This is a genomic window from Pseudomonas silesiensis (assembly GCF_001661075.1).
GTDB classification, from domain to species: Bacteria; Pseudomonadota; Gammaproteobacteria; order Pseudomonadales; family Pseudomonadaceae; genus Aquipseudomonas; species Aquipseudomonas silesiensis.
On the sequence record NZ_CP014870.1, the window covers coordinates 5838245 to 5860271 of the forward strand.

Consider the following 22027-nt stretch of genomic DNA (forward strand, 5'->3'; position numbering starts at 1 on the left):
AGCAAAATCGAGGAATGGACTTTAGCATTGAAGGCGACGTGTGTAGGAGCGAGCTTGCTCCTACAGGATTTCGCTTTATTCCAGGCAAAACAAAACCCCTACCTGCATACGCAGATAGGGGTTTCGGAATTTAATCTTGACGATGACCTACTCTCACATGGGGAAACCCCACACTACCATCGGCGATGCATCGTTTCACTGCTGAGTTCGGGATGGGATCAGGTGGTTCCAATGCTCTATGGTCGTCAAGAAATTCGGGTACTGAGTCGTGACCTGATGGCCTCGCTTCAGCAAATTGGGTATGTAATAGATTTGTGTGTTGCTGGCGAACTTTCGGTTCATTGCGTCTTCACACACCGCAATCTGGTGCTCTTACGAGCAAGCAAATTGCTTGGGTGTTATATGGTCAAGCCTCACGGGCAATTAGTATTGGTTAGCTCAACGCCTCACAGCGCTTACACACCCAACCTATCAACGTCGTAGTCTTCGACGGCCCTTCAGGGGACTCAAGGTCCCAGTGAGATCTCATCTTGAGGCTAGTTTCCCGCTTAGATGCTTTCAGCGGTTATCTATTCCGAACATAGCTACCCGGCAATGCCACTGGCGTGACAACCGGAACACCAGAGGTTCGTCCACTCCGGTCCTCTCGTACTAGGAGCAGCCCCTCTCAAATCTCAAACGTCCACGGCAGATAGGGACCGAACTGTCTCACGACGTTCTAAACCCAGCTCGCGTACCACTTTAAATGGCGAACAGCCATACCCTTGGGACCGGCTTCAGCCCCAGGATGTGATGAGCCGACATCGAGGTGCCAAACACCGCCGTCGATATGAACTCTTGGGCGGTATCAGCCTGTTATCCCCGGAGTACCTTTTATCCGTTGAGCGATGGCCCTTCCATACAGAACCACCGGATCACTAAGACCTACTTTCGTACCTGCTCGACGTGTCTGTCTCGCAGTCAAGCGCGCTTTTGCCTTTATACTCTACGACCGATTTCCGACCGGTCTGAGCGCACCTTCGTACTCCTCCGTTACTCTTTAGGAGGAGACCGCCCCAGTCAAACTACCCACCATACACTGTCCTCGATCCGGATAACGGACCTGAGTTAGAACCTCAAAGTTGCCAGGGTGGTATTTCAAGGTTGGCTCCACGCGAACTGGCGTCCACGCTTCAAAGCCTCCCACCTATCCTACACAAGCAAATTCAAAGTCCAGTGCAAAGCTATAGTAAAGGTTCACGGGGTCTTTCCGTCTAGCCGCGGATACACTGCATCTTCACAGCGATTTCAATTTCACTGAGTCTCGGGTGGAGACAGCGCCGCCATCGTTACGCCATTCGTGCAGGTCGGAACTTACCCGACAAGGAATTTCGCTACCTTAGGACCGTTATAGTTACGGCCGCCGTTTACCGGGGCTTCGATCAAGAGCTTCGCGTTAGCTAACCCCATCAATTAACCTTCCGGCACCGGGCAGGCGTCACACCCTATACGTCCACTTTCGTGTTTGCAGAGTGCTGTGTTTTTAATAAACAGTCGCAGCGGCCTGGTATCTTCGACCGGCATGGGCTTACGCAGTAAATGCTTCACCCTCACCGGCGCACCTTCTCCCGAAGTTACGGTGCCATTTTGCCTAGTTCCTTCACCCGAGTTCTCTCAAGCGCCTTGGTATTCTCTACCCAACCACCTGTGTCGGTTTGGGGTACGGTTCCTGGTTACCTGAAGCTTAGAAGCTTTTCTTGGAAGCATGGCATCAACCACTTCGTGTTCTAAAAGAACACTCGTCATCAGCTCTCGGCCTTAGAATCCCGGATTTACCTAAGATTCCAGCCTACCACCTTAAACTTGGACAACCAACGCCAAGCTGGCCTAGCCTTCTCCGTCCCTCCATCGCAATAACCAGAAGTACAGGAATATTAACCTGTTTTCCATCGACTACGCTTTTCAGCCTCGCCTTAGGGACCGACTAACCCTGCGTCGATTAACGTTGCGCAGGAAACCTTGGTCTTTCGGCGTGGGTGTTTTTCACACCCATTGTCGTTACTCATGTCAGCATTCGCACTTCTGATACCTCCAGCAAGCTTCTCAACTCACCTTCACAGGCTTACAGAACGCTCCTCTACCGCATCACCTAAGTGATACCCGTAGCTTCGGTGTATGGTTTGAGCCCCGTTACATCTTCCGCGCAGGCCGACTCGACTAGTGAGCTATTACGCTTTCTTTAAAGGGTGGCTGCTTCTAAGCCAACCTCCTAGCTGTCTAAGCCTTCCCACATCGTTTCCCACTTAACCATAACTTTGGGACCTTAGCTGACGGTCTGGGTTGTTTCCCTTTTCACGACGGACGTTAGCACCCGCCGTGTGTCTCCCATGCTCGGCACTTGTAGGTATTCGGAGTTTGCATCGGTTTGGTAAGTCGGGATGACCCCCTAGCCGAAACAGTGCTCTACCCCCTACAGTGATACATGAGGCGCTACCTAAATAGCTTTCGAGGAGAACCAGCTATCTCCGAGCTTGATTAGCCTTTCACTCCGATCCACAGGTCATCCGCTAACTTTTCAACGGTAGTCGGTTCGGTCCTCCAGTTAGTGTTACCCAACCTTCAACCTGCCCATGGATAGATCGCCCGGTTTCGGGTCTATTCCCAGCGACTAGACGCCCTATTAAGACTCGCTTTCGCTACGCCTCCCCTATTCGGTTAAGCTCGCCACTGAAAATAAGTCGCTGACCCATTATACAAAAGGTACGCAGTCACCTAACAAAGTAGGCTCCCACTGCTTGTACGCATACGGTTTCAGGATCTATTTCACTCCCCTCTCCGGGGTTCTTTTCGCCTTTCCCTCACGGTACTAGTTCACTATCGGTCAGTCAGTAGTATTTAGCCTTGGAGGATGGTCCCCCCATATTCAGACAAAGTTTCTCGTGCTCCGTCCTACTCGATTTCATGACTAAGAGATTTTCGCGTACAGGGCTATCACCCACTATGGCCGCACTTTCCAGAGCGTTCCGCTAATCTCAAAGCCACTTAAGGGCTAGTCCCCGTTCGCTCGCCACTACTAAGGGAATCTCGGTTGATTTCTTTTCCTCAGGGTACTTAGATGTTTCAGTTCCCCTGGTTCGCTTCTTAAGCCTATGTATTCAGCTTAAGATACCTAACTTATGTTAGGTGGGTTCCCCCATTCAGACATCTCCGGATCAAAGTCTGTTTGCCGACTCCCCGAAGCTTTTCGCAGGCTACCACGTCTTTCATCGCCTCTGACTGCCAAGGCATCCACCGTATGCGCTTCTTCACTTGACCATATAACCCCAAGCAATCTGGTTATACTGTGAAGACGACATTCGCCGAAAATTCGCATGCATTGCTCAATTAAGAGCTACTCACAAATTTTACCTTAGCTTGATCCAACACCAGTGAAAGTGTTGTTCAGTCTATCTTTCTATCACATACCCAAATTTTTAAAGAACGATTAATCAAAGACTAGAAATCAACATTTAGCCTTCATACGAAGGAAATGCTCATTTCTAAGCTTTCAACAAACAGAAGCAGTAGTGGTGGAGCCAAACGGGATCGAACCGTTGACCTCCTGCGTGCAAGGCAGGCGCTCTCCAGCTGAGCTATGGCCCCGTATTTATCTACAGGCGTTTCCCACACAAGCAAAATGGTGGGTCTGGGCAGATTCGAACTGCCGACCTCACCCTTATCAGGGGTGCGCTCTAACCAACTGAGCTACAGACCCAATTTCGAGCTGTTCCGGCCGACCTCACCCTGCTCTTTACCACAAAGCATGGGGTGCGCTCTAACCAACCAAGCTACAACCCAATTTCGGGCTGCTTTTATCGTCTTTTCAATGAATCAAGCAATTCGTGTGGGAACTTATGGAGCAGCTGATGTCGTCGATTAAGGAGGTGATCCAGCCGCAGGTTCCCCTACGGCTACCTTGTTACGACTTCACCCCAGTCATGAATCACACCGTGGTAACCGTCCTCCCGAAGGTTAGACTAGCTACTTCTGGTGCAACCCACTCCCATGGTGTGACGGGCGGTGTGTACAAGGCCCGGGAACGTATTCACCGCGACATTCTGATTCGCGATTACTAGCGATTCCGACTTCACGCAGTCGAGTTGCAGACTGCGATCCGGACTACGATCGGTTTTCTGGGATTAGCTCCACCTCGCGGCTTGGCAACCCTCTGTACCGACCATTGTAGCACGTGTGTAGCCCAGGCCGTAAGGGCCATGATGACTTGACGTCATCCCCACCTTCCTCCGGTTTGTCACCGGCAGTCTCCTTAGAGTGCCCACCATTACGTGCTGGTAACTAAGGACAAGGGTTGCGCTCGTTACGGGACTTAACCCAACATCTCACGACACGAGCTGACGACAGCCATGCAGCACCTGTCTCAATGTTCCCGAAGGCACCAATCCATCTCTGGAAAGTTCATTGGATGTCAAGGCCTGGTAAGGTTCTTCGCGTTGCTTCGAATTAAACCACATGCTCCACCGCTTGTGCGGGCCCCCGTCAATTCATTTGAGTTTTAACCTTGCGGCCGTACTCCCCAGGCGGTCAACTTAATGCGTTAGCTGCGCCACTAAGAGCTCAAGGCTCCCAACGGCTAGTTGACATCGTTTACGGCGTGGACTACCAGGGTATCTAATCCTGTTTGCTCCCCACGCTTTCGCACCTCAGTGTCAGTATCAGTCCAGGTGGTCGCCTTCGCCACTGGTGTTCCTTCCTATATCTACGCATTTCACCGCTACACAGGAAATTCCACCACCCTCTACCATACTCTAGCTTGTCAGTTTTGAATGCAGTTCCCAGGTTGAGCCCGGGGATTTCACATCCAACTTAACAAACCACCTACGCGCGCTTTACGCCCAGTAATTCCGATTAACGCTTGCACCCTCTGTATTACCGCGGCTGCTGGCACAGAGTTAGCCGGTGCTTATTCTGTCGGTAACGTCAAAACAGATACGTATTAGGTAACTGCCCTTCCTCCCAACTTAAAGTGCTTTACAATCCGAAGACCTTCTTCACACACGCGGCATGGCTGGATCAGGCTTTCGCCCATTGTCCAATATTCCCCACTGCTGCCTCCCGTAGGAGTCTGGACCGTGTCTCAGTTCCAGTGTGACTGATCATCCTCTCAGACCAGTTACGGATCGTCGCCTTGGTGAGCCATTACCTCACCAACTAGCTAATCCGACCTAGGCTCATCTGATAGCGCAAGGCCCGAAGGTCCCCTGCTTTCTCCCGTAGGACGTATGCGGTATTAGCGTCCGTTTCCGAGCGTTATCCCCCACTACCAGGCAGATTCCTAGGCATTACTCACCCGTCCGCCGCTCGCCACCAGGTACAAGTACCCGTGCTGCCGCTCGACTTGCATGTGTTAGGCCTGCCGCCAGCGTTCAATCTGAGCCATGATCAAACTCTTCAGTTCAAACATCTTTGGGTTTTTAAGAAACCCTAAACTTGGCTCAGCAATCGTTGGTTACATCTTTGATTTCTCGCGGAGTAACTTGTGATGCTGATAATCTTGTTGACTATCAGTCTGACTCCACAAGCACCCACACGAATTGCTTGATTCAGTTGTTAAAGAGCGGTTGGTTAAGATCTTTCGTCTCAACCGAGGCGCGCATTCTACGCTTTCCTCTGCTGCTGTCAAGCGGTTATTTTCAGAAGTTTTCAAAGTTTCCTTTGTAACTTCAACCACTTGGCGCTTCCGATCTCTCGTTAGCGGGAGGCGAATTCTACAGCGTTAGTCGCTGCTGTCAACACCTCTTTTTCTCCGCTTTCGACCGAGAAGATCGAACCGTTAAAAGAGCCAAACAACACCGCTCTTTCAACTCCTTCTGGGCTTCGATGATCTGAAGCAACTCGTTGTCGAAAACTGCGTAACTCTTTGTTTACCAAGGAGTTTTCCGTTTCGACTGCGCCGGAAGTGGGGCGAATTATAGACTTCCAGAATCTGCCGTCAACACCTAATTTAACAATTCTGTCATATAAGGAAAAAAACCCCGGAAACACGAAGGCCGGCCCCCCTTCAATAGAGGGTGCCGGCCTTATTCCCTTCTACTTACAAGCTAGGGAATGCGAATTGCGACGCCTCATGGCTCGCCCGTTGCGGCCAGCGCTGGGTAATGGCCTTGCGACGGGTGTAGAAACGCACGCCATCCGGACCATACGCATGCAAGTCGCCGAACAGCGAGCGCTTCCAGCCACCAAAGCTGTGATACGCCACCGGCACCGGCAAGGGTACGTTGACCCCGACCATACCGACTTCGATCTCATCGCAGAACAGCCGCGCCGCTTCCCCGTCACGGGTAAAGATGCAGGTGCCGTTGCCATACTCGTGATCGTTGATCAGTTGCATGGCCTCTTCCAGGCTGTTGACACGAACCACGCACAGCACCGGACCAAAGATCTCTTCTTTATAGATGCGCATTTCTGGCGTGACATTGTCGAACAGGCAGCCACCCAGGAAGAAGCCTTCCTCGTGACCGGCCACGCTCAGGCCACGACCGTCGACGACCAGCGATGCACCGGCCGAAACGCCGTCTTCTATATAGCCACTGACTTTGTCACGGGCCTGGCCGGAAACCAGAGGGCCCATGTCCAGACCACAGGACGTACCGGCACCGATCTTCAGCGCCTTGATCTGCGGCGTCAGTTTGGCCACCAACGCATCCGCCACCTGGTCACCGACGCACACCGCCACCGAGATCGCCATGCAACGCTCACCGCAGGAACCGTAAGCCGCGCCCATCAGTGCGCTGACGGCGTTATCCAGATCCGCATCCGGCATCAACACCGCGTGGTTCTTCGCCCCGCCCAGCGCCTGCACGCGTTTGCCGCGCTTGGTGCCTTCGGCGTAGATGTATTCGGCAATCGGTGTCGAGCCCACGAAGCTCAGCGCTTTGACTTCCGGCGCTTCGATCAGCGCATCCACCGCCGCCTTGTCGCCGTGCACTACGCTCAGCACGCCTTTAGGCAAACCGGCTTCCAGCAACAGCTGGGCGATCAGCAGCGTCGAGCTTGGATCACGCTCGGACGGTTTGAGAATGAAGCAGTTGCCGCAGACGATTGCCAGCGGATACATCCACAGCGGCACCATGGCCGGGAAGTTGAACGGCGTAATACCGGCCACCACGCCCAACGGCTGGAAGTCCGACCAGGCATCGATGTTCGGGCCGACGTTGCGGCTGTATTCACCCTTGAGGATTTCCGGCGCCGCGCAAGCGAACTCGACGTTCTCGATACCGCGCTTCAGTTCACCGGCAGCATCTTCCAGGGTCTTGCCATGCTCTTCACTGATCAGTTGTGCGATACGCGCTTCGTTCTGTTCCAGCAGTTGCTTGAAACGGAACATCACCTGCGCACGTTTGGCCGGCGGGGTATTACGCCAGGTCGGGAACGCGGCCTTGGCCGAGTCGATGGCTTTCTGAATGGTTTCACGGCTGGCCAACGGCAGCTTGTGAATGGCCTGGCCGGTGGACGGGTTGAACACGTCGGCGGTGCGACCATCTTCGGTGACCAGTTCGCCGTTGATCAAATGCGGAATAAGGCTCATGCGGGGCTCCAGAAAAGTTGTCCACAGGCGCCCATTGAAGGACGCCTATATATAGAGGCTATTTGTAGGAGCGAGCTTGCTCCGGGCGGCGTTCCGACGAAGGACGTCAACGATAATGGGGCTGCCTGGATGAACGCGGTGCCCTCATATCCATCGCGAGCCAGCTCGCTCCTACAAGTTTTTTTCAAATCAGTCGATTTTGTTCAGCACTTCGCCGACCGCGTCGAACAGACGATCAAGGTCTTGCGGCTTGCTGTTGAAGGTTGGGCCGAACTGCAGGGTGTCGCCGCCGAAGCGCACGTAGAACCCGGCTTTCCACAGCGCCATGCCCGCTTCGAAGGGACGCACGATGGCGTCGCCGTCACGCGGTGCGATCTGGATCGCACCAGCCAGGCCATAGTTACGAATGTCGATAATGTTCTTCGAACCCTTGAGGCCGTGCAGCGCATTTTCGAAATGCGGTGCGACTTCGGCCACGCTCTGCACCAGGTTTTCCTTTTGCAGCAGGTCGAGTGCCGCCAGGCCTGCGGCGCAAGCCACCGGGTGCGCGGAATAGGTATAGCCGTGCGGGAATTCCACCGCGTACTCCGGCGTCGCCTGGTTCATGAAGGTCTGGTAGATTTCGGAGCTGGCAATCACCGCGCCCATCGGGATCGCGCCGTTGGTGACTTGCTTGGCGATGCACATCAGGTCCGGGGTCACGCCGAAGCTGTCAGCGCCGAACATCGAACCGGTCCGACCGAAACCGGTGATCACTTCGTCGAACACCAACAGGATGTTGTGTTGATCGCAGATCTCGCGCAGACGCTTGAGGTAGCCCTGCGGGGGAACCAGTACGCCAGCGGAACCGGCCATTGGCTCGACGAACACTGCAGCGATGTTCGAAGCGTCATGCAACTCGATCAACTTGAGCAGTTCATCGGCCAGGGCGATACCGCCCTCTTTCGGCATGCCACGGGAATAGGCATTGCTCGCCAGCAGGGTGTGCGGCAGGTGATCGACGTCCATCATCGCCTGACCGAACATTTTGCGGTTGCCGTTCACGCCGCCGAGGCTGGTGCCGGCGATGTTCACACCGTGGTAACCACGGGCACGACCGATCATTTTGGTCTTGGTCGACTGACCTTTCAGGCGCCAGTAAGCACGGACCATCTTCACCGCGGTGTCAGCGCACTCGGAACCCGAGTCGGTGAAGAACACGTGATTCAGGTTGCCCGGCGTCAGGTCGGTGATTTTCTCGGCCAGCTGAAACGACAGCGGGTGCCCGTACTGGAAGCCTGGCGAGTAGTCGAGGGTGCCCAGCTGCTTGGCGACCGCTTCCTGGATTTCCTTGCGAGTGTGCCCTGCGCCGCAGGTCCACAGACCGGACAGCGAATCGTAGACCCGGCGGCCTTTGTCATCGATCAGCCAACTACCCTCGGCACCGACGATCAGTCGCGGGTCGCGCTGGAAGTTACGGTTGGCGGTGTAAGGCATCCAGTGGGCATCCAGCTTGAGCTGGCTGGCCAGGGAAGACGGGGCGTTTTCGGGCAAGTTCATCAGCAAAACCTCGCAGGGCAATAAGCGGCATAGAGATCAAAAGCGTTCTTGCAGCTAAATTGCCACGGGGATAAAGTCTGTGAAATCCAACTTTTGTAACGTTCAGTCAGCCCTCCACTAAACTTTGAGTCATTAGCGCATGAGCAGTCGTCGTCCCGACCCGCTGGCACAAGTCAGCGACTTTGATATCCGCCTGCTGCGGATTTTTCGCAGCGTGGTGGAATGCGGCGGTTTTTCCGCGGCGGAATCGGTACTGGGGATCGGCCGCTCGGCGATCAGCCAGCAGATGAGCGACCTGGAGCAGCGCCTCGGCCTGCGTCTGTGCCAACGCGGGCGTGCCGGGTTTTCCCTGACCGAAGAAGGTCGCGAGGTTTACCAGTCGGCGTTGCAACTGTTAAGTGCCCTGGAAAGTTTCCGCACCGAAGTCAACGGCCTGCACCAACACTTGCGCGGCGAGCTGACTATCGGCCTGACCGACAATCTGGTCACCCTCCCCCACATGCGCATCACCCACGCCTTGGCGCAACTGAAGGAACGGGGCCCCGATGTGCAGATTCAGATCCGCATGATTGCGCCCAACGAAGTCGAACAAGGCGTACTCGACGGTCGCTTGCATGTCGGCGTCGTGCCTCAGGCCAGCGCGCTGTCGGGTCTGGAATATCAACCGCTCTACAGCGAACGTTCGCTGCTGTATTGCGCGGTCGGTCATCCGTTGTTTTATGTCGACGACAAACAACTGGACGACGAGCGTCTCAATAGTCAGGACGCCATCGCGCCGACCTTCCGTCTGCCGGCCGAGATCCAGGCCCATTACCAGGCGCTCAACTGCACTGCCAGCGCGTCCGACCGCGAAGGCATGGCCTTCCTGATCCTGACCGGACGTTACATCGGATATTTGCCGGACCACTACGCCAGCCTATGGGTACAACAAGGTCGCTTGCGTGCGCTGAAACCGACAGCGCGGTTCTACGACCTGAGCCTGGCGTCGGTCACCCGCAAGGGTCGCCGCCCGCATCTGGTGCTGGAGAGTTTTCTGGAGAGCCTGGCGGCGACGCGTTAAAGCGTCCCGGGCATTTATCGCACCCGGGACTTGTCTGGAGCCTGTGGGTGCGCTATCAACGCATACCCTGCACCCACCCACCTGTTCGGAAGTGCCTATGACCTTTGAAGTCCCAGCCCACGGCGGCAAACCCGCCAGCCGCATTCGCCAGAAGAATGAAGAGACCATCATCAAAGCTGCCGAAGACGAGTTTGCCCGTCACGGGTTCAAAGGCACGAGCATGAATACCATCGCCCTGAATGCCGGGCTGCCCAAAGCGAACCTGCATTACTACTTCACCAACAAACTCGGTCTGTACGTGGCGGTGCTGAGCAACATCATCGAACTGTGGGACAGCACCTTCAACACCCTGACGGCCGAGGACGATCCGGCTGACGCGCTGACGCGGTATATCCGCGCCAAGATGGAGTTCTCCCGTCGGCAACCTCAAGCGTCGCGGATCTTCGCCATGGAAGTCATCAGCGGTGGCGAATGCCTGACCGAATATTTCAACCAGGATTACCGTGCCTGGTTCCAGGGTCGGGCGGGCGTATTCCAGGCGTGGATCGACGCCGGTAAAATGGACCCGGTCGACCCGGTGCACCTGATCTTTCTGTTGTGGGGTAGCACCCAGCATTACGCAGACTTCGCCACCCAGATCTGCCGTGTCACCGGGCGCACCAAACTGACCAAACAAGACATGGACGATGCCGGCAACAACCTGATCCGCATCATCCTCAAAGGCTGCGGCCTCACACCTGCCATTTGAGTCCCCAATGCCTTTCACACTCAGCGGTTTTTGCGAATACCGCGAAGAGATTCGCAAAAGCCGCTTCATCACCCTTGCCGCGCCGATCAGCAGCCCGGCTGACGCCCAGGCATTCATCGAGCAGCACAGCGATTTGAATGCGACGCACAACTGTTGGGCGTGGAAGCTGGGCGATCAATACCGCAGCACCGACGATGGCGAACCTGGCGGCACCGCCGGGCGGCCGATTCTGGCGGCGATCGAAGCCCAGGATTGCGATCAGGTCGCGGTGCTGGTGATCCGTTGGTACGGCGGTATTCAACTGGGTACTGGCGGTCTCGCCCGGGCGTACGGCGGTGGCGCCAACAAGTGCCTGCAGGCGGCGCCTAAAGTGGAGTTGATCAGCCGCGTTGCGCTGAGTTGTGCTTGTGCATTTGCCGAGTTGGCATTGGTAAAGCTTCGGGTAGCCGAAGCAGGCGGTTTGATCGTGGAGGAGCACTTCACGGCCAACGGGGTCGAGTTGCAACTGGCCGTTGGTGAGGCCCGGATCGGCACCCTGCAATCGCAACTGGCTGACCTGAGCCGCGGGCGCATTCTGTTGCAGCACTAATCGCACCAACAACGTTCACTGCCCGCCCGTCACAGCGATGTACTTGCCCACATCTGCTGTGCACCCGCCTGTGGATAACCTGAGCACATCCGGCTGTAACCCTTCTGTCATGCGGCTTTGCGGCCTTTGTGCACTTTTCGTACAATGCGCCATCAAAAAAACAAAATTCTCATAAAAACAATCAGTTAGCCCTGTTTATCACCTTTAGTAAAAAGCCGCCGCATGCTTATGCCCGAGCCTGGAGCTTGCGCACAAATACTGTGGAGCAATCTGTGGATAACCAGTTTATTACTGTCGCCGCACCACATCCGGCATGGGCTGGTTGCGGCTGCTCGTTTTTTGACCAGAGTGCCTGGACAAAGCCGGAGCCTGAGCAAGGGTTTTGCCCTCATGTAGTGCCTGGCCAGGGATCGACATAGTGCAAGGTGCCTCTCACAGCACCTTGCTGTGCACGACGTTTCGGTTTTAACTCGACGCGTTGCGCCAGGAGTTGCAGCAACGCATCGGGCAGCATTGTCCTTTGAATCCGTGATCTTCATTTATCAAGGAACCACTCATGTCTACGGCAAAAACCGCCCTCATCATCGGTGCCTCCCGGGGCTTGGGCCTCGGCCTGGTGAAAACCCTGCTGGCGGATGGCTGGCAAGTCACCGCCACCGTACGCAACCCCCAGAACGCCGAAGCCTTGCAGGCGTTGGGCGCGGTGCGGATCGAAAAACTCGACATGGACGATCAGCAGGCGGTGATCGCCCTGAACCAACGACTCAAGGGCGAAGTGTTCGACCTGTTGTTCGTCAATGCCGGGGTCAAGGGGCCGGAGGTTCAAACACCGGGTGGCGCGACGCTGGCCGAAGTCGGTCAATTGTTCTTCACCAACGCCGTGGCCCCGATCAATCTGGCCCAGCGCTTCGCCGGGCAGATCCGTCCAGAGACCGGCGTGCTGGCATTCATGAGTTCGGTGCTGGGCAGCGTGACCATGCCCGATGCGCCGGAACTGGCGCTGTACAAGGCCAGCAAGGCGGCGCTGAACTCCATGACCAACAGCTTCGTGACGCAGTTGGGCGAGCAGACACTCACGGTGTTGTCGCTGCATCCGGGTTGGGTGAAAACCGATATGGGCGGTGAAGGTGCGGATATCGATGTGGAAACCAGCACGCGCGGTCTGATTGACCAGGTCAACGCGTACACCGGCAAGGGCGGGCATCATTTTGTGAATTACAGGGGTGAAACGATTCCCTGGTAACCACCGCGGTCGACATGTAGGAGCTAGCTTGCTCGCGATGGTGGGTCAACTGCATTGCTGTCAACTGACACACCATCGCAAGCAAGCTAGCTCCTACAGGGGGTTTGCGTCGTCTGGTCGGTGTGGGCTTGCCCGCAGCGCCGTTTTGTTCGAAACTGCGCACCTCGTCCCCGCGGCGACCCTGGATCAGCAGACAGGGCATCACTGAGCTGGCAACCCTGAACCCAATTTTCAGAGGAGCCGGCCACTATGCCTGCGACCCGTACCTGGTTAAAAACCCCCCTCGCGACCTTCACCGCCAATGACCTCGATGCCCGTGGCGGCCTGGTGCTGCAAGACGGTCTGATCGTCGAAGTGCTCGCTGCTGGCCAGCAACCTTCCACCCCCTGTGGACAAGTGTTCGACGCCCGCGAGCATGTGATCCTGCCGGGGCTGATCAACACCCATCATCACTTCTATCAAACCTTGACCCGCGCCTGGGCGCCGGTGGTCAACCAGCCGTTGTTCCCGTGGCTGAAAACCCTGTATCCGGTCTGGGCACGCCTCACCCCTGAAAAACTCGCCCTCGCCACCAAAGTCGCGCTGGCCGAGCTGCTGCTGTCCGGCTGCACCACCGCTGCCGATCACCATTACCTGTTTCCGCAAGGCCTGGAAAATGCGATCGACGTGCAAGTCGAGAGCGTTCGCGAACTGGGCATGCGCGCCATGCTCACTCGCGGCTCCATGAGCCTCGGCGAAAAGGACGGCGGCCTGCCACCGCAGCAGACTGTGCAGGAAGGCGAAGTGATCCTGGCCGACAGCCAACGCCTGATCGCCGAGTACCACGAGCGTGGCAATGGCGCACAGATCCAGATCGCGCTGGCGCCCTGCTCGCCGTTTTCGGTGACGCCGCAAATCATGTCGGCCAGTGCCGAGCTGGCCAATAAACTCGACGTGCGCCTGCACACTCACCTGGCGGAAACCCTCGACGAAGAAGACTTCTGCCTGCAGCGTTTCGGCCTGCGCACCGTGGATTACCTGGACAGCGTCGGCTGGCTCGGCCCGCGCACCTGGCTGGCCCACGGTATCCATTTCAACCCGGATGAAATCGCCCGTCTCGGCGCGGCGGGCACCGGGATTTGCCATTGCCCGAGTTCGAACATGCGCCTGGCCTCCGGCATCTGCCCAACACTGGACCTGACCGCTGCCGGCGCCTTGCTTGGCCTGGGCGTGGACGGCTCGGCCTCCAACGATGCCTCGAACATGATGCTCGAAACCCGTCAGGCGCTGTACATCCAGCGGTTGCGTTACGGCGCGGAAAAGATCACCCCGCAGTTGGTGTTGGGATGGGCCACCAAGGGCTCGGCGCAATTGCTCGGGCGCACGGACATCGGTGAACTGGCGGTGGGCAAGCAGGCGGATCTGGCGCTGTTCAAGCTCGATGAACTGCGCTTCTCCGGCAGTCATGATCCGGTCTCGGCGTTGTTGCTGTGCGGCGCGGATCGGGCGGATCGGGTGATGGTGGGTGGCAAGTGGCGGGTGATTGATGGGCAGGTTGAAGGGTTGGATCTGAAAGGTTTAATCGCCGATCACAGTCAGGCGGCCCGGCAGTTGATTGCGGGCGTCTGACACAACACCAAAAAAACTGTGGGAGCGGCGGTGCGACGATTCGACTTGCCCGCGATGGCGGTCTGTCAGCCAACAGATATATCGAATGTAAGGGCCTCATCGCGGGCAAGTCGAATCGTCGCACCGCCGCTCCCACAAGGTTTTGTGTGTTCTTAGAGACCGAGCAGCGACAACATGATGAAGGTCGCAAACAACACGAAGTGGGTCATCCCTTCGATGGCATTGGTTTCGCCATCGTTGAGGTTGATTGCGCTGACGATCAGCGTGAGGAAGATCATCACGGTCTGCACCGGAGTCATCGCCATCTGGAATGGCTGGCCGGTGTAGAGCGCCATCGCTTCCATTACCGGCACCGTCAGGATCACCGTCGACAGCGACGCGCCCATGGCGATGTTGACCACCGACTGCATGCGGTTGGCCAGCGCGGCGCGCAACGCCGTCAGAATTTCCGGGGCAGCGGAAATCGCCGCCACCAGGATCGCCGTCATCACCGGCGGTGCACCCGAACCTTCCAGACCCAGGTCGAGGGTCTTGGACATCACTTCGGCCAGGGCACCGATCACCACCACGCCGAACACCAAGGTCCCGATGCTCAATGCCAGATTGATCGGCTCCGGTTCTGCGGTCGGTTCCTTCTTGCGACGTTTTTCCGGGTAGCTGTAGCTGAAGAAATAGCTGTGCGGCCCGACCTGCATGCGCAGGAACAGGGTGTAGAGCACGACCATCGCGCCGATAGTGAAGGCCGAATAGAGTTTCCAGTTCGCCTCGGGAATGAACTCCGGCACCACCATGGACACGCCCATGGCGGTGAGGATCATCACGCTGTAGCTGCGGGCCGAATCATCGTTGTAGGACTGTTCGCCATGCTTGATCCCGCCCATCAACGCGGCCAGGCCGAGGATGCCATTGATGTCGAGCATCACCGTTTTGTATACACAGTAATCGGTGTCAAATTCAAAGTATGAGTACAGAAAGATCCCACAGGCAACACCCACATCAGAGGAGCTAAAGTTCACATTTAACCAACTGCGATCCATGTAGCTGAAACTACACCCCTAGCGTCTGACATATAGTTAAAACTTCACCCCTAGCGTCTAACATTCATTCAAAAATTTGACAACACCCAATCAGGACAGTAGATTAACCAGCAACCAAAAATCAAAATCTAAAGCAGCTAACTTTGTTAGCTCGAATCATTTCGAGCCCTCAAAAACTCATGACTACTTACACCTACAATTACAACAGCCAGATAAAATTCACTCATCCGGCACCACGATCAGGCAAAGGGCGTAGAGATTCGAGCGTATTAGTCTCGAAGTACATGAGCGAGTCTAATATTCACTTGCTTTGCAGTTCGATCATAAATATGTGCCATACAGCAGCACTTGACACATTCAGTGGAAATCTAAAACCATTGAAGCAGGTGATGCTGTTTTCTGAAGAAACAAAACAAGACTTGCCGGCCAAGCTCTCAGAGGAGTGGCAAGTATTCATCGTTGATCATTTTGCCTTTTCAGCAAAAAGAATAAACGTTGACATCTCCTTTGAAACTTGGAAAGAAGACTGGAAGAGATCAACAAGATTTTATGAGCAACTGATAATTGATAAAGTGATTTGTCACAACATCATAATACCAATTGCCAGTGGAAAATCGGAAGTCATTAAAGCGGGAGAAGAAAATACGCCGCCTCTTGGTGCAGGTAGTTTAATCTCACCCACCCCAGCTTGCTCGTTATCTGAATGGCCAAAAAAATGCTTCATTAGCACCGAGCTAAATAAAACCGACGAAGAGTTTCTAGGCGACATCTTACGCGAGCTTAATTTAATAAACGACACCGTTTACAACGCCTGCCAGAAGTACTGGAACAATGTTATTAGCGCCCACGATATAGGGCGCGAACTTATCAAGAACATTCCAACTTGCAAAATATCGCTTATCATAAACTCTGCTAACCCAGCACAGGAAGCAAAGGAAATATCAAAACTTCCTTTAAGAGAGCGTACAGCTTGGTTTCTCGCAGTTGTTGATTATTACTTTACAAAAACAAAATTACTCAATGCCATATCATTCGAATCGATGAGTAAAATACCTCTATTGAAAGCAATGACGACCACTGCCAAAAAAAAGGACATAATAAATGGCTTGAACGAAATACTCGGCAACTACTGCTTTCATGAGACCTCATCAAATGAAAAAATATGCCGAGCCTTAGGCATGTTATCAGCTCGAGACTGTGCCGCCGCTGCATGCATAATCATAAAGGACAACCCCTGCTTCCCATCTATGGGACTGCAGTCGGCAAATTTACTTACGGTGGGAAATAAGCCATACCTACACTTAACTTCCGACGAGAAGCAGTTGATATTTGGAGTTGATAAACCTCGGGCCAGATCTAGAAAAATATCAATCCTTAACGGGCAAAGCGCAATAATTTTCAAACAGCTCGTTGAATCTACTAAAAAAGGCCGTGAAAAAATAAAGAACAGCCCAAACTCGAGTGCCTACCGATACTTATTTATAACTGTTACGAGATATGGAGCCATGAGCCCCGGAAATATCGACAAGATAATCACTGGCGACATAGGCTTAAATCTATATGACACGATAAAAAATGATCTTGTAAACGTAAACTTAAACAAAGACACCTTCAACCTTTCAAGCATACGCGTAACTCAAGGAATTATTGAATTTTTAAACACAGGAAGCATCAACGCGGTAGCGAAAGTATTGGGAAATTCGGCACAAACAGTGCTAGGCAGCTACATACCCGATTGGTTGTTTGTACGACACGGAATTAAAAGCGTACGAATATTCCAACAAAAAATTGTTATAGTTTCAAGCGCCAATAAACCATGGCTCTTAGAGATAAGTGATTTTGAGAGCGAAAAAGATCTTCTAAAATTCATTGCAAAAATGTTAACCGAAGCTACTGGCCAAGATGCTATGACTGCAGACATGCACAGAAAACTATCTGGTTGCGTTCCTCATTCAGAAATTATGTTCACACCTCTAATAGAACGTAATCTACGAATCAATCTATGCCCTGAAAGCTTAGGAAATTTATACGCCTATGCAGAACACTCTAGTAAAAATCTTGATAACAACCAACGCAACTTAACTGACGAGGCAACTGGTTTGACACCCCAGTCTCTCATTTGCCTTGCGGAATTGATTTCTGACGCAGCTGAAAATAAGTATGTAGGCGAAGTAGAGAGCGCCATTCAATCATCGATAAAGGGGAAATCTCTTTTGGAGTTTTCCTTAACGCATAAAAAGGCGCTAAAGATTGCGGAGCAACGGGTTAGCAACATTAAAGTTGCAAACATTTACAGTCTACGGGAAATCTGAATGGCCACGAGAAACGCCAAACGTGTTTTGAACACCGAGAAACACGTAGCATTATTAATAGAGAGATCTAGAAAAATCCTTGAGCAAAAAAGCATCGTTTATCGCTCATCGTGGCTACTCGAAGGTGGTATCGGTAGTAACAAGTGGGTGACCGCATCAGGCACAAATGAGAAAACAACGGTTATCGATTTCGAATATATACTGCCTGACGGAACCTTTCTGACGGATGATGAAAATAGAGCGATCCTGGAACCGTTACAAAAATTAGCATTTGAATTGCGGAGCGGCCTACTCCCTGTAAATATCGCACCAAAACTGTGGCAAAAAAAAATAAAATGGATGATTAATCTTGCGCACCTCACCATGCTATACGAAGAAGAATTTAAGCCAAAAACACATGGCTTTAGCTTAATCACCGAGAACAACATAAAAATAGTTTTTAAAGATTTAAGCATCGGCAGTTGGGCCTGCGCACTAAAATTTTCCGACCGAGTTATAGATTTTATTCATATGAAAATATATGGAAGCCCAGCACCTGAATATCTCTATGAGAATATTTATAACCTACCAGAAAACTTCATTAGAGACACATGTGACTGGCTTGAAAAAAGCGGAAACTACACTAAAACAAGAAGCCAAGGAATTGGTAAGTCTATTGTGATTGGTACATTTTCCAGAAAATTTCTTTGCAGCTTCTTAGGGACTCACTGGAGTGCTTTCAAAAGCATCCCGTTTCGTTTATTCCTAAGGCAATTTGAGCCAAGAATATCTAATGATTTTTTGCTGGTGGACGCAGCGCGCCCAAACTCTGAATGCTTTTCACATAAAACACTGACATTGGAAGATGCATCTAGACACAAGGTAGATATAAAGTCTTTCAAAGAACATATATATGCTTTCCAAACCTTTCTTTTAGGCAATACCTTCAATCCACAATCATTTCCAAAAATTGAAATCCAGGCAAAGCCCTTGATACATAAATTTTCCGCAAATCTGGCTCCTAGTGGTCACACGCTGAAAATCCCTTACACGATAGGAATGCTGTATCTGGAAAAAGCAATCGAGTGGATTATGCGTTACGGCGATGCAATCGTCGACGCAGCCATAATGTTTGCTGAAGAGATTGAGCACGCTAAAAAATCTAATGGTGGGCCTATACCTACAAATGCTATCGAAAAAAATATTGAACCCTATTTCGAGATACTGATATCACGATTTTATACCAGATCATTCGATGACACTCCCGCCGAACTTATCACCTCAGCGCTAAACATTACCCGTTTCAATGCTAAAACAAAAAGAAACACTGGAGATGGCCAGAGATGCTTCACCACAGTCATGCAGGCTTTTATAGGCGCATGCGTTGTTGTAATCGCACTTATGAAACCAATGCGCGAACAAGAGGTTAGTAAACTTAAACGAAACGCTTTAACTATCAACACCTATAGCAAAACTTCAGAAAAAGATAGCAATCTACAACTCCGGACGCATTCCTTAGGTTTTAATGAGGTAGAGGCACAGTCTAGATTCAGCGATAGCGGGGCGTTTCTAACTCATATAAATCAAAAATCTGGCAGCCACGGTCATAATTCTCTTGTACGCAGACCAATTCCTTACGTCGCAACCTTAGCTATTCAAAAACTTCAGCGATTAGGTGATCGTTTATCGGCCATCTTCAATGACTCTTCCAGCCATGGAAAGGATCTATTTTACTTCCCAAACATCTCCTCTTTCAGCAAACCCACTGGAAAAACAACTTCTGCAAGAATTGACCGATGCATAAATTATTTTGGCGACATGATAAGTGTGCCATTAGACGAATACGGTCGGCGCTGGTACCCCACGATTCATGAACTTAGAAAATTTTTTGTCATGACTGTATATTATCATGAGCAGTTGAATGTCCGAGACGCCCTCCAATATCATATGGCACACACTTCCAAAGAGCATCTCGATGATTACTTGGCAGGTGAAACTTACGATGACGAAATTAATAAATATCAAGTCCAGTCGATCGATGAGAGGCTACTAGATTACGAACTAGGAAGAATTCCTTCAGACGGTAACTCCGGGATATCCAAACTGTATAACTCTGTACTTAAACACTTCAAAGTCTCTAAGCTTGGAGCAAGCCGTCAAACTGAGTACTTACCGTTCATTGAGTCATTGCTAGCTAACAATGATATTCAGTTAACCAGCTATATGATTCGGCTCGAAAGCTACCCTGGTGAAGTCTTTGAAACTGCTATTGCTATAAGATATGGTGGAAAATCGGATGCGCAATTCAACAATTGAAAACCTTGGCAGAAGATTTGATTGGCTTAATCAATTAATACACTCAAACGCTACCGCATCAAAATCTGCAATTTTAGCACTTAAAAACATGCGAACTTTTTGCGCACTTGCGGTACCTGGCGTATTTGAAGAAATCGCATACAATACATTGAAGGCTTGCGCACAGGACGCAGGAATCCCTAGAGCATTGGCACCAGCCATCACCGATCACTGGCTGTTATTGAAAAAGTTACGAGGAGATGCATATGAACAATTATCCCCAACCCCTATATCAAAAAAAATCGACAATAGCACCACAGTTGAGCAGGAGAATTCAGCCTTACTTCACGCGCACATTTGCGCAATCGCGTACATAGAACTACTTCGTTTTTTGAACGACCTAATAAACAAAGACCCCACACTTTCTGAATCTACCTCACTTAACATTGCGAGAAAAATTGCTGAATCTAGCGAAAAATTCGATGCTATAAGTTCCCCTTTTGTCTCTACCCATAAAAACTTTTCTGTTATCCAAGGCGGTATGCCATGAACATCCCCCTTTATCGCACACTTCAAAACGCTGTATTACCGGCTAATAGTGACATCACCCCCACACATGCTCCGAAAGCAAAAACCAAGGAAAAGAAAAACTTCAAAGTCATGCCTACCTTAACACTTATGGTCTGGCCCAATGGTAAACCTTGCACTCTCATCAACTTGTGGCTGATGGAAAAGGAGGCATATGCTACTGGGGGTTCTTGCGCCACGCTAGCATCTCAACTTACACACCTTCTTAGATTTTGTTATTCGGAAAATCTAACTTTTGATGACTTATCAGATCTCTTGATAAAAAAGTGGATCAACAAACTTGAAAAAGATATCAAGCCAGCTCACCCCTCTGAGCCAACGGATAAATCAACTGAAAACTCCCGAGGCACTAACCAAGTCGGTCATATTGGTAGCAGAGCCATTGAATTCCTAACCTGGTACCAAGAGTCATTTCGGAACCACAAGACAAATTTGATAGGTGAAACTGGTAGTGGCGCACCAATTACGGTTAAAAGAAAATTTAATAAACACACTGGAACATACCACAACTCTCACGCATCGATACCGAAGCTTGGAGCGACTATTGGCGATAAGCATGCGATGCCCGAAAGCTATATTTCTCTTATTGAAGACGAGATTTTCAAAAAGCTTGAAACATCACTTAGCTCAGAAAATTCTCGCTTCAATAAAAACGAAACATGCCCAATTTTAAAAGCAACTCGCCTGTACTTATATAGCCGCCGCGTCTTTTTTAACTGGATGCTTGATAGAACCGGCTGCCGCCCTTCGGAAATAGTTGAAATGTCATTGGCAAAAAACTCTAACACCTCAAAGACGTTAAAATTGCTGATACCCACCAAAAAGAAGAGAAGCAAAATCCCTCCGATTAGAAACTTCCCAATTTCGCTTATAGACTCTATTGATTTCAACCAATATCTTGATGCACGCAAAGATTATGTAACGACTCTTTTAAATGCAAAAATAATAACCTGCGATCCTGGCACAATGATGCTCGGCGAAAAGGGTATCCCGATCAGGACTGCGTCGTTACTTGCTGACTTTCGGAGACTAGCTCATGCTGCTGGACTGTCTGAGGTCAAAATTTGCGCTTCGATGTACAGGCATAGATTCATCACCCGCCAAATCATGTTTGCGATGGAAAAATATCGAGCGAATAAAGTTTCAGTTCGTGATTTATGGTCACCAACTTACCAGATTAAAATTTGCGAAGAAATAATAAAGCTCACAGGCCATGCAAACGTGAATTCTCTAACGCCATACTATGACGAAACATACAAGATTTTTTCAAAAGCATTTGATACTGCGAGCGATGATTATAATTTTGTTGAAGTAGATTCAATTCGATATAGAATTGGTGCACTTGCTTATCAAGCCAGACTAGAGGGAGATAGTCTCTTCCCTGCTGCACTGAAAGAATTTCAAAGTATATGGCAGGACAAGTTTGATCACACAAAAAACAGGCCAATATAATAAGTTCATAAAA

General features: G+C 51.6%; 11 protein-coding genes, 2 tRNA genes, 3 rRNA genes and 1 pseudogene. 9 read left to right on the forward strand and 8 right to left on the reverse strand.

Annotated features, from left to right (window positions below):
* Positions 1–134 precede the first annotated feature (134 nt).
* From rrf to aptA, 7 genes are all read right to left on the reverse strand, one after another.
* A 5S ribosomal RNA gene (rrf, locus tag PMA3_RS25905) occupies positions 135–250 on the reverse strand.
* 152 nt (positions 251–402) lie between these two features.
* A 23S ribosomal RNA gene (locus PMA3_RS25910) occupies positions 403–3294 on the reverse strand.
* Positions 3295–3546: 252 nt separating this feature from the next.
* Positions 3547–3621 (reverse strand) — tRNA-Ala (locus PMA3_RS25915).
* Between the two features lie 35 nt (positions 3622–3656).
* Positions 3657–3733: transfer RNA gene (locus PMA3_RS25920), tRNA-Ile, on the reverse strand.
* A 162-nt stretch (positions 3734–3895) separates the two neighbouring features.
* A 16S ribosomal RNA gene (locus PMA3_RS25925) occupies positions 3896–5434 on the reverse strand.
* Together the 16S, 23S and 5S rRNA genes with 2 tRNA genes alongside form the textbook arrangement of a ribosomal RNA operon.
* A gap of 636 nt (positions 5435–6070) precedes the next feature.
* Positions 6071–7564, reverse strand: a complete 1494-nt coding sequence (locus PMA3_RS25930) for a CoA-acylating methylmalonate-semialdehyde dehydrogenase (RefSeq protein ID WP_064679853.1) — start codon at positions 7562–7564, stop codon at positions 6071–6073.
* Positions 7565–7753: 189 nt separating this feature from the next.
* Positions 7754–9103, reverse strand: coding sequence for an omega-aminotransferase AptA (gene aptA, locus PMA3_RS25935; protein WP_064679854.1), 1350 nt, complete (start codon positions 9101–9103; stop codon positions 7754–7756).
* A gap of 139 nt (positions 9104–9242) precedes the next feature.
* Between aptA and PMA3_RS25940 the strand changes: the two genes are divergently transcribed.
* From PMA3_RS25940 to PMA3_RS25960, 5 genes are all read left to right on the forward strand, one after another.
* A complete protein-coding gene (locus tag PMA3_RS25940; protein ID WP_064679855.1) occupies positions 9243–10163 on the forward strand; it encodes a LysR family transcriptional regulator in 921 nt (306 codons plus the stop codon).
* Between the two features lie 97 nt (positions 10164–10260).
* On the forward strand, positions 10261–10911 hold the full coding sequence (locus PMA3_RS25945; RefSeq protein ID WP_064679856.1) for a TetR/AcrR family transcriptional regulator: 651 nt from the start codon (positions 10261–10263) through the stop codon (positions 10909–10911).
* Between the two features lie 7 nt (positions 10912–10918).
* Complete coding sequence (locus PMA3_RS25950; RefSeq protein ID WP_064679857.1) at positions 10919–11500, forward strand: IMPACT family protein; 582 nt, start codon at positions 10919–10921, stop codon at positions 11498–11500.
* 556 nt (positions 11501–12056) lie between these two features.
* Complete coding sequence (locus PMA3_RS25955; RefSeq protein ID WP_064679858.1) at positions 12057–12743, forward strand: SDR family oxidoreductase; 687 nt, start codon at positions 12057–12059, stop codon at positions 12741–12743.
* A 249-nt stretch (positions 12744–12992) separates the two neighbouring features.
* Positions 12993–14351 carry an 8-oxoguanine deaminase gene (locus PMA3_RS25960; RefSeq protein ID WP_064679859.1) on the forward strand — a complete coding sequence of 453 codons (1359 nt, stop codon included), beginning with the start codon at positions 12993–12995 and terminating at the stop codon, positions 14349–14351.
* Between the two features lie 152 nt (positions 14352–14503).
* On the opposite strand, the pseudogene PMA3_RS25965 reads toward PMA3_RS25960, so the two are convergent.
* A pseudogene (locus PMA3_RS25965) lies at positions 14504–15286 on the reverse strand (calcium:cation antiporter); the annotation flags it as partial.
* A gap of 386 nt (positions 15287–15672) precedes the next feature.
* Here PMA3_RS25965 and PMA3_RS25970 point away from each other — a divergent pair.
* From PMA3_RS25970 to PMA3_RS32355, 4 genes are read left to right on the forward strand one after another with little or no spacing between them, the layout of a single operon-like run.
* A complete protein-coding gene (locus PMA3_RS25970) occupies positions 15673–17700 on the forward strand; it encodes a hypothetical protein (RefSeq protein WP_152032286.1) in 2028 nt (675 codons plus the stop codon).
* A complete protein-coding gene (locus tag PMA3_RS25975) occupies positions 17701–19995 on the forward strand; it encodes a hypothetical protein (protein ID WP_064679861.1) in 2295 nt (764 codons plus the stop codon).
* Complete coding sequence (locus PMA3_RS32580; RefSeq protein ID WP_152032287.1) at positions 19976–20524, forward strand: hypothetical protein; 549 nt, start codon at positions 19976–19978, stop codon at positions 20522–20524. Before PMA3_RS25975 ends, PMA3_RS32580 begins: the two co-directional genes overlap by 20 nt.
* On the forward strand, positions 20521–22014 hold the full coding sequence (locus tag PMA3_RS32355; protein ID WP_109413301.1) for a site-specific integrase: 1494 nt from the start codon (positions 20521–20523) through the stop codon (positions 22012–22014). Before PMA3_RS32580 ends, PMA3_RS32355 begins: the two co-directional genes overlap by 4 nt.
* Positions 22015–22027: the final 13 nt, after the last annotated feature.

Bases quoted from the DNA above. Each gene is read 5' to 3' on its own strand.
- PMA3_RS25930 (WP_064679853.1), bottom strand. From the start codon at position 7,564: ATGAGCCTTATTCCGCATTTGATCAACGGCGAACTGGTCACCGAAGAT.
- aptA (WP_064679854.1), bottom strand. From the start codon at position 9,103: ATGAACTTGCCCGAAAACGCCCCGTCTTCCCTGGCCAGCCAGCTCAAG.
- PMA3_RS25940 (WP_064679855.1), top strand. From the start codon at position 9,243: ATGAGCAGTCGTCGTCCCGACCCGCTGGCACAAGTCAGCGACTTTGAT.
- PMA3_RS25945 (WP_064679856.1), top strand. From the start codon at position 10,261: ATGACCTTTGAAGTCCCAGCCCACGGCGGCAAACCCGCCAGCCGCATT.
- PMA3_RS25950 (WP_064679857.1), top strand. From the start codon at position 10,919: ATGCCTTTCACACTCAGCGGTTTTTGCGAATACCGCGAAGAGATTCGC.
- PMA3_RS25955 (WP_064679858.1), top strand. From the start codon at position 12,057: ATGTCTACGGCAAAAACCGCCCTCATCATCGGTGCCTCCCGGGGCTTG.
- PMA3_RS25960 (WP_064679859.1), top strand. From the start codon at position 12,993: ATGCCTGCGACCCGTACCTGGTTAAAAACCCCCCTCGCGACCTTCACC.
- PMA3_RS25970 (WP_152032286.1), top strand. From the start codon at position 15,673: ATGAGCGAGTCTAATATTCACTTGCTTTGCAGTTCGATCATAAATATG.
- PMA3_RS25975 (WP_064679861.1), top strand. From the start codon at position 17,701: ATGGCCACGAGAAACGCCAAACGTGTTTTGAACACCGAGAAACACGTA.
- PMA3_RS32580 (WP_152032287.1), top strand. From the start codon at position 19,976: ATGCGCAATTCAACAATTGAAAACCTTGGCAGAAGATTTGATTGGCTT.
- PMA3_RS32355 (WP_109413301.1), top strand. From the start codon at position 20,521: ATGAACATCCCCCTTTATCGCACACTTCAAAACGCTGTATTACCGGCT.